The sequence below is a fragment of the Rhodococcus sp. B50 genome, from assembly GCF_013602415.1.
Classification (GTDB): domain Bacteria; phylum Actinomycetota; class Actinomycetes; order Mycobacteriales; family Mycobacteriaceae; genus Rhodococcus.
Map to the genome: position 1 here is coordinate 2,086,768 of NZ_WPAG02000002.1, position 14,942 is coordinate 2,101,709.

The 14,942-nt window shown below is 69.1% G+C and carries 9 protein-coding genes; 6 read left to right on the plus strand and 3 right to left on the minus strand.

Annotation, left to right across the window (positions count from 1 at the left end):
* The first annotated feature begins 116 nt into the window (after nucleotides 1-116).
* The 5 genes from GON09_RS09960 (at nucleotide 117) to GON09_RS09980 (ending at nucleotide 10,600) form a co-directional block, all read left to right on the plus strand.
* Nucleotides 117-5,612 carry a glutamate synthase-related protein gene (locus tag GON09_RS09960; protein WP_213931655.1) on the plus strand — a complete coding sequence of 1,832 codons (5,496 nt, stop codon included), beginning with the start codon at nucleotides 117-119 and terminating at the stop codon, nucleotides 5,610-5,612.
* A complete protein-coding gene (locus tag GON09_RS09965) occupies nucleotides 5,609-7,372 on the plus strand; it encodes a sulfite reductase subunit alpha (protein WP_213931656.1) in 1,764 nt (587 codons plus the stop codon). The genes GON09_RS09960 and GON09_RS09965 overlap by 4 nt, the downstream gene beginning before the upstream one ends.
* Nucleotides 7,373-7,463: 91 nt before the next feature.
* Nucleotides 7,464-9,506, plus strand: coding sequence for an elongation factor G-like protein EF-G2 (locus GON09_RS09970; protein ID WP_213931657.1), 2,043 nt, complete (start codon nucleotides 7,464-7,466; stop codon nucleotides 9,504-9,506).
* Nucleotides 9,507-9,544: 38 nt separating this feature from the next.
* Nucleotides 9,545-10,318: a PIG-L deacetylase family protein gene (locus tag GON09_RS09975; RefSeq protein ID WP_213931658.1), complete on the plus strand. Its 774-nt coding sequence runs from the start codon at nucleotides 9,545-9,547 to the stop codon at nucleotides 10,316-10,318.
* A gap of 87 nt (nucleotides 10,319-10,405) precedes the next feature.
* Nucleotides 10,406-10,600, plus strand: coding sequence for a hypothetical protein (locus GON09_RS09980; RefSeq protein ID WP_213931659.1), 195 nt, complete (start codon nucleotides 10,406-10,408; stop codon nucleotides 10,598-10,600).
* A gap of 7 nt (nucleotides 10,601-10,607) precedes the next feature.
* Here the strand turns inward: GON09_RS09980 and GON09_RS09985 are convergent, their stop codons facing one another.
* Nucleotides 10,608-11,768, minus strand: coding sequence for an iron-containing alcohol dehydrogenase (locus GON09_RS09985; RefSeq protein ID WP_213931660.1), 1,161 nt, complete (start codon nucleotides 11,766-11,768; stop codon nucleotides 10,608-10,610).
* Between the two features lie 125 nt (nucleotides 11,769-11,893).
* Complete coding sequence (locus GON09_RS09990) at nucleotides 11,894-13,300, minus strand: ADP-ribosylglycohydrolase family protein (protein WP_213931661.1); 1,407 nt, start codon at nucleotides 13,298-13,300, stop codon at nucleotides 11,894-11,896.
* 61 nt (nucleotides 13,301-13,361) lie between these two features.
* Here GON09_RS09990 and GON09_RS09995 point away from each other — a divergent pair, with 61 nt between their 5' ends.
* On the plus strand, nucleotides 13,362-14,027 hold the full coding sequence (locus GON09_RS09995) for an NUDIX hydrolase (RefSeq protein ID WP_213931662.1): 666 nt from the start codon (nucleotides 13,362-13,364) through the stop codon (nucleotides 14,025-14,027).
* A gap of 4 nt (nucleotides 14,028-14,031) precedes the next feature.
* Here the strand turns inward: GON09_RS09995 and GON09_RS10000 are convergent, their stop codons facing one another.
* Nucleotides 14,032-14,940, minus strand: coding sequence for a pseudouridine-5'-phosphate glycosidase (locus GON09_RS10000; RefSeq protein WP_213931663.1), 909 nt, complete (start codon nucleotides 14,938-14,940; stop codon nucleotides 14,032-14,034).
* Nucleotides 14,941-14,942 lie beyond the last annotated feature (2 nt).

Genomic DNA, 14,942 nt, shown 5'->3' on the forward strand with positions numbered 1-14,942 from the left:
CCATCGTCTCCGGCACACGTCTATGCGCCCACAGGAGCTGCGCCTTCGCACGCGTTCCCTTTTTCGCATCGTCACTGCCGGTCGACGCCGACTTCGATGCACCGAGGAGGACGTCCGTGACGCACGCCAGTGATACCGGCCTGTACGACATCACGCTGGACAAGAGCAGCTGTGGTGTCGGTTTCATCACCCGCAAGGACGGCGTGCAGACCCACGACGTGCTCACCCGTGGTCACGAGGCCCTGTGCGTCGTGCCGCACCGCGGGGGCATGTCCGCCGAGGGTGTCGGCGACGGAGCCGGTATCAATGTGGACCTGTCGGTCGAGTTCTTCTCCGAGATCGTCGGAAAGCCTTTGCAGGCAGGGAACTTCGGTATCGGTAATTTCTTCCTTCCCACCGAGTCCGCGGCTCGTCCGGATGCCGAGGAGCTCGTCTCGTCGGCACTTGCCCGCATCGGTGTCACCGTGCTCGCCGTGCGCGACGTGCCCGTCGACGACAGCGTGTTGCGTCCTGCCGCAACGAAATACCAGTTGCCGATCCGCCAGTGGATCTTCACCCGCCCGGCCGCGTGCGACTCCGTCGACGAGTTCGACCGGCTGCTGCACGGCGTGCTGCTCGAGGTCGAGGCCCGCGCCTACACCGAGCCGGGTCTCGGTGGGCTCTACCCGCTCTCGCTCAGCGCGCGCACGCAAGTTCTCAAGAATCGCTTGAACTCTCACGAGGTCATCCCGTACTTCCGCGATCTCACCGATCCACGGCACGCCGTGCACACGCTGTTCTTCCACACCCGATTCTCGACGAACACCGATCCGCATCCGACGATGGCGCAGCCGTTCCGCCTCATGGCGCACAACGGTGAGCTCAACACCGATCGCAAGAACCGACTGTTCGAGGGCGCACTCGCCCGCGCGATGGGCCGCGATATCATCCGCCCACCCGGACAGTCCGACAGCTGCCGGTTCGACCAGACCCTGGCGTCGCGGATCGCCCACAACGACCTCGACCTCGTCACCGCCGTCGTGCAGATGATGCCGCCGGCCTGGGAGAACGACACCGAACTGTCGCCGCAGGTCCGCGCGATGCTCGAGTTCTTCTCGTTGTACGAGGAGAAGAACGACGGTCCCGCCGCGCTGATCTTCGGCAACGGCACCGTCGTCGGCGCGCGCCTGGACCGGCTCGGTCTGCGTCCGCTGCGCACCGTGGAGACCGAGGAGTACCTGGCCGTCACGTCCGAAGCCGGCCAGTTCGGTTTCCCGCCCGAGACCGTGCTGCGTCGCGGTCGCATCGAGGCCGGCGGCATGCTGTACTTCGACCACCGCACCCGCCGCTCCTACGAGACCGTCGAGGCGCTGGAACTTCTTGCTGCCCAGCAGGATTACGCGTCGCTCGTCGACGAGGCGCGTCGCGATCTGGACGCCCTGCCCGAGGTTCCCGCAGAGAAGGCCGGATCGCCCCTGCGCTACAACGGCGATCTCGGCCGCTACCAGCGCTACGTGTCCTACAGCATCAACCAGGAGTCCTTCCGGTTCATGCTCGATCCGATGCTCGCCTCGGGTCAGGAACGCATCTCCGCGATGGGTTACGGTAACGCCATCAACGCCCTGTCCGACCAGGAGGGCGGTGTGGCCAAGTACTTCTCGCAGCGATTCGCCCAGGTCACCAACCCCTCGCTGGACTCGATCCGTGAGGCGGACGGCATGACGCTGCGCGTCGCGCTCGGCGCCCGGCCGGGCAGCGGCGCACCGGCATCGTCCGCGACCCAGATCGTGGTGCCCACCCCGATCCTCACGCATCTGGACATGCTGCGTATTCGCGAGCAGACCGACACCCCGGTGCAGCGCTTCGAGATGCTGTACTCCCCCGTCTTCGACGATGCCAAGGCGAACGCAGCGGCGCTCGCCGCCGCGATCGACGGTACGGCCGACGCGATCGCCGACTTCGCCCGCGAGTCCGGTGGCATCGCCGTTCTCACCGACCGGCACGTGTCCACCGATCGCGCCGGGCTGCCGATGGTGCTCACCGTCGCCGCGGTCAATCAGCGGCTCATCGACGAGGGACTGCGCCTGCGCGTGTCCGTCATCGTCGAATCCGGACAACTGGTCTCGTCGCATCACATCGCCGCGACCCTCGGTTTCGGTGCCGCCGCGGTGTACCCGCTCACGGTGCAGATGCGTGCCGAGGAGAAGTACGGCGACGACGCCGACACCGCATTCCTGAAGTTCCGCAAGGCGGCCGAGAAGTCGCTCATGAAGACGATGGGACGCGTCGGCCTGTGCACCGTCGAGTCGTACATCGGAGGTGAGTTCTTCGAGCCGAGCTATCTCGACACGAGCGACGAGGTGCTCGCGCGCTGGTTCCCCAACGTGAAATCCCCGGTCGGTGGTGTCGGTTTCGAGACCGTCGCGCAGGCCGTCGCCGACTGGCACCGTCGCGCCCTGGACGTCGAGACGGAGAAGGACGTCCCATTGCTCGGCCTGTTCAAGGAGCGCGCCGAGGGCGCCGGGCACTCGTTCGGCACGACCGCCGTGCGCGGCTTCGTCGACATGACCGAAGAGCCCGTCACGCTGCCCGTCGAGAAGGAGGCCGAGCCCGACCTGACCGACGCCCTGCGTCTGCTGCCGCTGCACCGGCTGTCCGACGCGCACGGCCTCGACGACGCGGCATACCGCTACGGCGGATTCCGCGCGCTCACCCCCGAGGAGATCGACTCCTTCGAGATCACGCCGGGCTACCGCGCGTTCGCGCGCACCATGGCCGACGAGCGTGCGCAGCGTCCTGCCGCTCTGCGTGACGTGCTGGCACTGCCCGCCGATGTCACCTACGCCGTCACCGCAGAGGACTTCACCAAGGAGATGGGCCGTTTCGCGCGGTTCGGCAACAACTCGATGCTCGTGCGGGGAATCTCCGCCGCGCGGGTCGGTGAGAGCGAGTTCGTCCTGCGGCTGACCGGTCCGCTCGCGGACGATCACCGTCGGCCCGACGCGCTCGCTGCTTCCCTCGTCGCGCGTTTCGGCGACGCGGTGGTCTCCTCCCGGTGCTACGGCGACACTCTGACCGTGCACGCGATCGGCGACGCCGCGCGTTATCTCGAGCAGGTCCGCCAGGCCCCGCTGAGCGTGCGGCTCGACCAGGTGCAGCCGGCCCATGAGATCACCCCGGCGCTCGCGTCGGGCGCGATGAGCCACGGCGCGCTCAACTCCAATGCCCACGAGGCTGTCGCCCACGGCACGAACATGGTGGGCGGCATGTCGAACTGCGGTGAGGGCGGCGAGCACATCTCCCGCTACGGCACGATCCGTGGGTCGCGTATCAAGCAGTTCGCGTCCGGCCGCTTCGGCGTGTGGGCCGGTTACCTCGCCGATCCGATGCTCGAGGAGATCGAGATCAAGATCGCGCAGGGCGCCAAGCCGGGCGAGGGCGGCCAGCTGCCCGCCAAGAAGGTCACGGTGGAGATCGCCGCGGCCCGCGGTGCGACCCCGGGCGTCGAGCTGGTCTCGCCGCCGCCGCACCACGACACCTACTCCATCGAGGATCTCGCCCAGCTCATCCACGACGCCAAGGCGGCTCGGGTGCGGGTGATCGTCAAGCTCGTCTCGTCCGAGGGCATCGGCACGATCGCCGTGGGGGTCGCGAAGGCCGGCGCCGACGTCATCAACGTCGCCGGCAACACCGGCGGCACGGGCGCGGCCTCGGTGACCTCGCTGAAGTACGCGGGTCGCTCCGCCGAGATCGGTGTGGCCGAGGTCCATCAGGCCCTGACGGCGAACGGTCTGCGCGACAAGGTCGTGCTGCGCTGCTCGGGTGCGCACCAGACGGCGTCGGACGTCATCGTCTCCGCTCTGCTCGGCGCCGACAGCTTCGAGTTCGGCACCACCGCGCTGATGATGCTCGGCTGCGTCATGGCGAAGAACTGCAACGTCAAGTGCCCGGCAGGCCTGACCACGAATCCCGAAGTGTTCAACGGTGATCCGCGGGCGATGGCCCAGTACCTGCTCAACATCGCGCACGAGACGCGCGAGGTGCTCGCCCGCCTGGGTCTGCGTTCGCTGCGCGACGCGCGCGGCCGCGCCGACCTGCTGCACCTGCTCGACCACCCGTCGAGCGTCGGACGGCTGGATCTGCGAGCGATGCTCGCGGTGCTGCCCGAGGTCCACATCGACAATCCCGTGTACATGGAGAAGGATTACTCGCTCGACGACGCGTGGGTGGCCCGGATGCGCGAGGCCCTCGTCGACACGCAGGAGCTCACCGTCGCGCTCGGCGACGGCGTGCACCTGACGAACAACAACAAGAGCGTCGGCGCGCAACTCGCGATCGACGTCGAGCGCATGCTCAACCACGAGGATCTCGGTGAGCTGCCGGCCGTGCTCGGCGACGAGCGCGGGCGCCGGTGGCTGCGCGACAGCACCGTCACGATCACCACCTCCGGTTCGGCCGGCCTGTCCTTCGGGGCGTTCTGCAACGACGGCATGCACATCGAGCACACCGGTACCGCCAACGACGGCGTCGGCAAGGGCCAGTGCGGTGGGCAGATCGTGCTGCGTTCGCCCGGCGGCGGAAGCAACCGCAGGGGTGGCAACGTCCTCATCGGCAACTTCGCGCTCTTCGGTGCCACGGGGGGACGCCTGTTCGTCGAGGGCGAGGCCGGCGACCGGTTCGCGGTGCGCAACTCCGGTGCCACGGCGGTCGTCGAGGGTGTCGGCGAGTTCGCCTGCGAGTACATGACCAACGGTGCGGTGCTCAACATCGGCGAGTTCGGCAAGGGCTTCGGCAACGGCATGTCGGGCGGGTTCGTCTACCAGTACGACCCCGAGGGTCTGCTCCCCCGCAAGGCCAGCGCCGACTCGATCGTGCTCGGATCGATCACCGGCGACGATCCGCAGGCCGCGATCCACAATGCCGCCGTGCTGCAGCTGCTGCACCTGCACGTCGAAGCGACCGGCTCGGCGAAGGCCCGTTTCCTGCTGGACAACTGGCAGGTCGAGCAGCACCGGTTCGCGTACGGCATGCCGCGCGCGCTGCTGCAGTACCAGGACTTCGACGAGATCCTCGGCGCAGCGTCGCGCAAGGACCTCGCCGCCGAGGTCGCCACGGCGCTCGTGGCGCACCAGGTGCGCAAGTTCAAGGACAACTACCGCTCGGGCATCCCCGTCGCGGGCGGGGTCACCCCCGACGCGACCGACACCGAGACCATGTACGCGCTGCTCAACAACTACACGGTGCTCGCCGCCGCGCAGGAGATGGCGCTGCAGAAGGTTCCCGGCGCCACCGACGTCGCCGACCCGGCGGTGCAGAAGGCCGCGCGCAATCTGCTGCTCACCGAGGACTTCTTCCTCGTCGCGAAGCTCGAGCGATACGCCCTCGCGGCGATCGCCGACCACACCGACGAGCAGCTCGCGGCGCTGGTCGCCGACAAACGCCTGAACGACTACAAGCAGGCCTTCGCCCTGCGCAACGTCCGCTCGGTCGATGCGCCCGGCACCTACGGCTGGATCCTCGTGCAGAGCCGCAAGAATCTCGACGCCGCGGGTCGCCTGCCCGGTTACGAGGAACTGTTCGCACGCAACGCCGTCCCGAACGTCCTCACCTCCACGATGGGAGTCTCCGCGTGACCACCACCGGCCCGTTCATTCCCCTCGACGCTCCGTTCACCGCCGATCAGCGGTCGTGGCTCTCCGGCTTCGTCGCCGGGATGCAGACCCGGCTGTTCTCCGGTGGTCCTGCCGACGATGCCGGGACCACCGGTTCGGCACCCGCTCTGCACGTGCTGTACGGCTCGCAGACCGGTACTGCCGAATCCGTCGCCGAGGACGCCGCGGCCGCGGCCCGCGCCCAGGGCTTCGCGCCGGTGGTGTGCGCTCTCGACGACATGGACCTCGACCGGTTCGCCGGTCTGGGTCAGGTCCTGATCGTCACGTCCACCTACGGCGAAGGCGAGATGCCCGACAACGCCGAGCTGTTCTGGGAGGCCCTGTCGGCCGAGAGCGCCCCGCGCCTCGAGGGCATGAACTTCGCAGTGCTCGCCCTCGGCGACACCGGCTACGACGGGTTCTGCCAGGCCGGCAAGCTCATCGACATGCGTCTCGAGCAACTCGGTGCGCAGCGCATCGTGCCGCGGGTGGACTGCGACGTCGAGTTCGAGGACCTCGCCGCGACGTGGATCGCCGAGACGCTGCCCCTCGTGGCGGCGGTCGAGGGCATCGTGGGCGACGGTGCCCCCGCTCCGGCCGCGCCGGCAGCACCCGCCCGGGCGAAGTCGCAGTGGACCCGTAAGAACCCCTATCCCGCGGTGCTGACGTCGAACGTGCTGCTGTCCGGACAGGACTCGGCCAAGGAGATCCGGCACTACGAGTTCGCGCTCGCCGATTCCGGACTCGAATACGAGGCCGGCGACGCGCTGAACGTCGTGCCGGTCAACGACTCCGAACTCGTCGCGGCGATCCTCATCCGGTTGGGCCTGGACGGCGCGACGGTCCCCGAGGGCCACGACGACACGCTCGAGCACCTGCTCACCTACAACTACGAGATCACCGCGCCGTCCGTCGACCTGCTCGAGGAGATCGAGAAGCACACGGGCAACGAGGAACTCACCTACGTGCTGCGGCACGGCGACAAGGCCGCGCTCGACGAATGGTTGTGGGGCCGCGACATTCTCGACGTGCTCCTGCTCGATCCCGCACCCGAGCTGTCGGCCGAGCAGTTCCTGGCGCTGCTGCGTCCGCTGCAGCACCGCGCGTACTCGATCTCGTCGAGCCCGAACGCGTGTGACGGTTCGGTGCATCTGACGGTCGCGGCGGTGCGCTACGGCACCGACGACCGTGAGCGGCGCGGGGTGTGCTCGACCTTCCTCGCCGACCGTGTCGGCGAGAGCAAGGTCGGCATCTTCGTGTCGAAGAACAAGGCCTTCCGCGTCCCCGCCGACGACACTGCGCCGATGATCATGGTCGGCCCGGGCACCGGCATCGCACCCTTCCGCGGTTTCCTCCAGGAACGTCGCGCGCGCGGCGCCACGGGCAGGAACTGGTTGTTCTTCGGCGACCAGAAGCGCGGCTGCGACTACATCTACGAGGACGAACTGGCCGAGTTCGTCGACTCGGGTGTACTCACCCGTCTGGACCTGGCGTTCTCCCGCGATCAGGCAGAGAAGATCTACGTCCAGACCCGCATGAAGGAGCACGGCGCGGAGCTGTTCGCGTGGCTCGAGGAGGGCGGTCACTTCTACATCTGCGGCGACGCGTCTCGGATGGCGAAGGACGTCGACCGTGCGCTGCACGAGATCGTCGCCGAGCACGGCGGCATGAGCGAGGAGCAGGCCGCCGAGTACATCACCGCCCTCAAGCGCGAGAAGCGGTACGTGCGCGACGTGTACTGAACCGTCGTGCACCGCTGAGGTGCACCGAACTTCCGCGAAGTCGCTTGCGCACTGCCTAGACTGTGCGCAAGCGACTTCGAGGAGCAGATCGATGGCCGATCGCACCGCAGCACGCAGCCGGCAGGCACCGACCGCCGACAGTCCCGACCGGATCCGCAATGTTGCCCTGGTGGGGTGCAGCGGATCCGGGAAGACCACCCTTGCCGAATCCCTCGCCGTGGCAGCGGGCGCCGTCGGGCGTGCCGGGCGCGTCGCCGAGGGCACGACGGTGTCCGACTACGAGGAGATCGAACAGCGGCACCGCCGGTCGGTGCAGCTGTCCGTGGTGCCCCTCGAATGGAACGGCATCAAGATCAACCTGATCGACACGCCGGGACACCCCGACTTCGACGCGGAGGTCCGTGCAGGCCTGCACGCGGCCGACGCGGCGATCTTCGTCGTCTCCGCCACCGATCCGATCAGCGCCGCGACCCGCGCGCTGTGGCGCGAGTGCGACGACGAGGCGGTTCCCCGCGCGATCGTGGTGAACAAACTCGACGTCGCCCGGCACAGCTACGACGACATGCTCTCGGACTGCCACGACGCCTTCGGGTTGGGGCCCGACACCCTGCGGGCACTGTTCTATCCCGTCTACGACGGCGACCGCCCGATCGGATCGATGGGCCTGCTGACGGGCCGCAACTACGGCGAACCCGGCCCGTGCCCGGTCTCCACCGAGGCACGCGAAAGTCTGGTGGAGGCCATCTCCGGCCAGGACGACACGCTCATGGAGCGGTTCATCGCCGGCGAGCAGCTCGACACCGCCTCCCTGCAGGAAGGACTGACCCGCGAGATCCTGGCGTGCACCCTGCACCCGGCCGTCCCCGCGGACGAGACGGGTATCGGGTCCGTCGAACTGCTCGAATTGATCACCACCGGCTTCCCCGACCCGACGCACCGCGGTCGCGGGGCACCGCAGTGCGACCCGGAAGGTCCGCTCGCAGCGCAGGTCGTGCGCGTGGCCGGCGACTCCTATGTCGGGCGGATCAGCCTCGTGCGCGTGTACTCCGGCACGCTGCGACCCGACACGATCGTGGCGCTGGCCGACGGCGACCACGACAGCCGCGAACGCATCCCCGCCCTGACGAGCCCGTTCGGCAAACAGCAACGCCCCGTCGGCGAGGCCGTCGCCGGAGACATCGTCTCCGTCGGGAAACTCGCGACGGCACAACCCGGAGACGTCCTGCACGACCCGGATCGTCCGGTCTCGCTCGACCGATGGCCGACCCCGACACCGCTGCTGCCCGTCGCGATCGAAGCACATACGCGCACCGACGACGACAAACTGTCCCAGGCCCTCTCGCGCCTGGCCGCCGAGGATCCTGCGCTGCGTGTCGAGCAGAATCCCGAGACCCACCAGCTCGTGTTGTGGTGCACGGGTGAGGCGCACTCGGAGCTGGTCCTCGAACGGCTGCGTACCCGGCACGGTGTGCAGGTCGACACGGTCGAGCATCGGGTGCCGTTGAAGGAGACCTTCGCCGCCTCCGCGAAAGGCCACGGCCGGCTCGTCAAGCAGTCCGGCGGACACGGTCAGTACGCCGTCGTCGACGTCGAGGTCGAGCCGTTGCCGGTGGGCAGCGGTGTCGCCTTTGCCGAGAAGGTGGTGGGGGGCGCGGTTCCGCGCCAGTTCATCCCGTCCGTGGAGAAGGGTGTGTACGCGCAGGCCGAGAAGGGGGTGACGACGGGATATCCGCTCGTCGACGTGCAGGTCACCCTGGTCGACGGTAAAGCCCACTCGGTGGATTCGTCCGACGCGGCCTTCCAAGCGGCAGCGGGGCTCGCCATGCGGGACGCGGCCTCGCACAGCACAGTTCGAGTGCTCGAGCCGGTCGCTGCCGTACGGGTGATCGTGCCCGAGGAGTTCCTCGGAGCCGTCCTGGGCGATCTGTCCGCCCGGCGCGGACGGGTACTCGGCACCGAATCCCCCGAGCCGGGAATCGCGTTGCTGCGCGCGGAGGTTCCCGAGCTCGAACTCGGCCGCTATCCGGTGGAACTGCGGTCCATCACGCAGGGCACCGCCGACTTCGCGCGCCAGTATCTGCGGCACGAACCGATGCCCGAGAACCTCGCCGCCCGTTACGGGGAGTCGGACTAGCCACCACGCCTTCCGGACAGCGTGTCAGCATGAACGCCATGAGTGTTCTGCTGTGCTTCCACGCGCACCCCGACGACGAGGTGTTCCTCACCGGTGGCGTGATGCGCCGGGCCGCCGACGCCGGACACCGGGTCGTGCTCGTCGTCGCCACCGACGGAGCCCGCGGGGAGTATCCCGACGGACTGCTCGCACCCGGCGAATCCCTCGCCGCACGGCGCACGAAGGAACTCGACGAGTCCGCTCGCGCGCTGGGTGCCGCGCGGGTGGTGTCCTTCGGCTACGGCGATTCGGGGATGGCCGGCACGACCGGCAACCACGACCCGGACGCCTTCGCGAACGCCGATCCGAGCGAGGTGGGAGCACGGCTGGCCGCTGTGATCGAGCAGGAACGCGCCGATGTCGTCACCATCTACGACGCGCACGGCGGATACGGCCATCCCGACCACATCCAGGTCCACCGCGCCGGGGTGCACGCCGAACGCGTGATCGGGCACGACGCCGTCTACGAGGCCTCGACGAACCGGGATCACCTGAAGCGGCTGCTCTCGGCGCTGCCGGACGCACCGGACGACGTGCGGCCGCCGGATCTCGAGACCTTCGGTCTGCCGGAGTCGGAACTGACCACCGCGGTGGATGTGTCGACGGCGCTGGGCGCCAAACGCGCGGCGATGGTCGGTTACGAGTCGCAGATCGGCGACTTCGGGCCGATGCTGACCATGCCCGAGGAACATCTGCGGGCCGCGTTCGGTATCGAATGGTTCCGGCGACGCGGTCTTGCGCCCGGTCTCCAGGAGACCGAGCTCCCGCTCTGACCGCGCCGGCATCGCCGCCGCGGCCGTTTGATCGTTCCGGTGCTCGGGTACCGCTCCCCTGCACCTACGAACGAAGGACGGACGTCGATGGACAACGCCCCCAAGCACGGCTCCGGCCGCCCCGAGGACAACGACGACCTCACCGGCCAGAAGATCAAGAACCTCGTCGACAAGCTCGAACAGAAGGTCGAGAACGAACGCGAGGAGGAAGGTGCGGCCGGCAGCATCTCGGATCGGGTGAAGACGGAGAAGGTCGAGCCGGACGATCAGGCCCCCGAGTGAGCCGCGTTCAACCGTAGATCCGCGCGTAGAGATCGCGGATCTCGTCGGCCGTCGGGATCCTCGGGTTGTTGTTCGGGGATCCCGACGCCAGTGCCTGCTCGGCCATGACCGGGACCCGATCGTCCCAGGTCCGCCTGTCGATGCCGTACGACTTCGGCGTCGGCACCTCCACGTCGCGGCACAGTTCCTTCAACGCGACGACCAGGTCGGCAGCGGCCGTCGCATCCGAAGCATCCGCCGACGCCGCGCCGAGAGCGCGAGCACAATCGGCGTAGCGGGATTCGGCCGCATCCACCGAGAATTCGGTGACCGCCGGGAACAGCATCGCGTTCGACAGGCCGTGCGCGACGTGGAGGTGCGCCCCGATCGGGCGGCTCATGCCGTGCACGAGCGCCACGCTGGAGTTGGAGAAGGCGATCCCCGCCTGCGTGGCGGCCAGCATCATCTGCTCGCGCGCTTCGGCGTCCTGCCCATCGGCGTATACCCGGCGCAGCATCCGCCCGATGGTGCCGATCGCCTGCAACGCCAGGCCGTCGGAGAACGGGTTCGCCTTCCTGCTGACGTACGCCTCGATGGCGTGGGTGAGCGCGTCGACCCCGGTGTCGGCGGTCAGCCGCGGCGGCATGGTCAGGGTGAGTCGGTAGTCCACCACGGCAGCGACCGGCAGGAAGGCCAAGCCCGGGCACAACATCTTCTCGTCGGTGTCGCTGTCGCTGATCACCGTGAACTGCGTTGCCTCCGAGCCACTCCCGGCAGTGGTGGGCACCGCGATGACCGGCAGGGCGGGTCCGGAATTGATGCGCGGAGCCTTGTAGTCGCGCATGTGCCCGCCCTGCCGGGCGAGCAGTCCGATCGCCTTGGCCGTGTCCATCGGGCTCCCACCCCCGAATCCGACGACGCAGTCGGCGTCGTGCTCGGTGACGGCCGCAACCCCGGCGTCGAGCGAGGCGGTGGTCGGGTCGGGAACGGTCTCCGCGAACACTGCGGGCTCGAGTCCTGCCGCCTTCAGGGTCGAGACCATGCGGTCCACGGCGCCGGTGCCGACGAGATATCGGTCCGTCACGATCAGCGGCCGGATATGGCCGAGACCGGCGACGACCTCACCGAGTTCGTCGACGGCTCCGCCACCGATCCGCATGATGCGTGGAAGCGCGATGGATGCAGCCACGTGGGTCCCTTCGTCGCATGTGCCGTTCCCTGTTGTCTACCGCATCGCGCTCGCGGGCGGGTCGGTCTCGGCCGACGAAGCGGTCGGCGGTAGCACCCGGCCGACGAAGCGGTCGGCGGTAGCGGTCAGCCGACGAGCCGGTCGGCCCCGGCGGTGGCAGCGGACCACAGCGCCGGTTGCGGCGCGGCCCACGGCATCGTGTGCAGCACATCGAGGGGGTTGTGTCCGAGCAGCACCGAGTACCGCGCGGCCACCGCGGGGGTGCGGCTCTCCCCTTCGACACAGTGCACCGCCACGGTCTTCCCCTCCGACCGCAGCGTCCGGACGGTACGCGCCGCGTCGTCCACCGTGAAGGCGAGGTTCTGATTGCGACGATGATCGGCGTCGGCCACCCAGAACTCGATGTGTTCGGAGGCGTGCGGCGCCGGTCCCACCCGGCACAGGCTCACCACGGCGTCGACCTCGCGCGAGCGCAGCAGGTCCGCACCGCCGAGCAGCACTCCGGCGTCGTGTGGGTGGGTGGACCGGCGATCGGTGCGGTAGCGCGCGTAGTCCACGACCGCGGCGGTGGGCCAGCCGCGGTCGTCGTCCCCGCCTCCCCATGCGGTGTGCAGTCCGAGGCGCACGAGATCGCGGGAGCGGTAGCCGGGCCAACCGTGCAGCATGCGCCGCCAGCGGGCCGGGACCGCGGACGCTCCCCACCGGGCGCCGAGCAGTCCACCGGCGATAGCGGCGACGGTGTCGGTGTCGTTGCCGGCGCGCACCGCGAGTTCGAGTGCCTCCTGCAGCTGTTCCGGCCCGTCGGCGCGTGCGTGGGTGATGGCCCACCAGGCCGCCTGCAGGGCGTGGACCACCCAGCCGTTGTTGTCGAACACCCGAGCGGTCGTGGCGGTTTCCGCCTCGGTGAGCAGTGCCGCCCAACGGCCGGCCACCGCGCGCGGCAGGTGGTCGAGGGCCAGACGAACGCCGTCGAAGGTGCCGTGGAGGACGGCGTGGCGGATGGCGAACGACCAGATGCGGCACGCTTCGGACGCCTGCTCGTCGTCGTGGGTGAGGCTGCTGATCTCATGGGCTGCGGCCAGGCACTTGCCCGCGTCGTCGAGATGGGCCAGGCCCACGGGCGCGGTGCGCATGAGCGAACCGTTGCCTCCCTTGCGGCCGGACAGGCTTCGGGCGCGGGCCTGCATGGTCGTGGCGGAGGATCCGGCAGCCGCGAGCACGGCCCGGGTCTGGTTGCCGATGTCCTTGGGCCGGGTGGCGTACCAGTGCCGGAACTGGGCCGCCACGGCGTCGAGACCCGCACCCCGGCCGATGTCGGCTCCGGTGGCAGAGATCTCCGCGACGGCCAGTGCCATGGAGGTGTCGTCCGTCCACTCGCCGGGCTCGAACGGCCCGAGGCCGCCTCCGATCATGTCGATTCGCGTCTCGGAAGTCGGGTACGTGAATTCGTATCCGGCCCCGAGCGCGTCGCCCGCGGCGGTGGCGAGCAGGACACCGGCGGCCCGGTCGTTCTGCATTGCGGTGAGCCTCATGAGAACCCCTATTCGATCAATGTTGCGCTAACATTAGCGCATCAATGCTTGAATGTCCACCATGGGCATATCGACCGACCCGACCGGCAGGTCGCTCACCGACTATCCACGACCCTCGGTCGCCGTGGACGTCGCGGTCCTCACCGTCGACGAAGTACTGAAGGTGTTGGTCGTCGAACGTCCCGACGGCAGCTACGCACTGCCGGGCACCTTCCTGCACCCCGGCGAGCGACTCGCCGAGGCCGCCGAACGCGCCCTTCGCGACAAGGCCGGCCTCACCGGCGTCGACTTCCACCAGCTGGCCATGCTCGACGATCCCGAACGCGACGACCGCGGATGGGTGTTGTCGATGGCCCACGGCGCTGCCGTGCCGGTCGCCGAGATCCCCGCCGAGGCGCACCTCGTGCCGACGACCGAGACCACCGACCTCGCCTTCGACCATTCCGAGATCGTCGAACTGGCCGTCGCCGACCTACGGCGCCGGTACTCCGCCGAGGTCGACCCCGGCAACTTCCTCGGCGAGCAGTTCACCGTGCTCGACCTGCGCCTGCTGTACGAAATCGTCTATGCACGCAGCTATCCCAAGGACACCTTCCGCAGGCATCTGCTGCACGGACTCGAACCCACCGGCGAACTGCGCAGGGAGGGCACCGGCCGGCCCGCGGAGATCTACCGCCGGCGCGACACTCCCCTGCCGTCGTCCACCGCCGCCTTCCTGATGCAGTGACGCCTCAGGCCACCAGCGCGTGCGCGATCTCGGCGGCCACAGCGACGTTCCCGCGATAGACCGCGATATTCGTCTCGAGCGAGCGCCCCTCGGTGGCCCGGTGCATGTGGTCGAGCACGAACGGGGTGAGCGCCTTACCGCGCGTCCCGGCCTCCGCGGCTGCGCGTTCGGCCTCCGCGAGCACCCGGTCGTGCAGTTCCGGATCGATCTGAGCCTCGGCCGCTACCGGATTCGCGACGAGCACCGCCGACCGCAGACCCAATCCGTCCCGGGCCCGCGCCACCGCCGCGGCCTGTTGCGCCGACTCGACGTCGTCGACGACGCAGCCGCTGTCGCGCACGTAGAAGCCGGGAAAGCGCGTGGTCCGGTAACCGACCACGATCACCCCGAGGGTCTCGAGTCGTTCGAGTGTCGCGGGGATGTCGAGGACGGACTTCACCCCTCCGCTCACGACGAGTATCGGAAGTGTCGCCAGCGCAACGAGATCCGCACTCTCGTCGAAGGTCGTCGCCGCTCCCCGATGCACTCCGCCGAGCCCTCCGGTGGCGAAGACATCGATCCCGGCGCGATGCGCGAGCAGCGCCGTCGCCGACACCGTCGTCCCGCCGTGCACTCCCTTGGCCGCTGCGACCGGCAGGTCGCGAAGGCCGAGCTTGACGGCCGGGGAATCCTGCGCGCCGAGCATGCGGATCTGCTGTTCCGACAGACCGACGGTCGGGGTTCCGTCGACGACCCCGATGGTCGCGGGCACCACCCCGGAGTCGCGCAGACGCTGTTCGGCGTCGAGCGCGACCTCGACGTTGCGTGGACGGGTGAGGCCGTGTGTGAAGATCGTCGATTCGAGCGCCACGACGGGCCGGCGGGCCGCGATCGCCTCGCGCACGAAGTCCGCGACGCGGATCGGTTCACTCATAC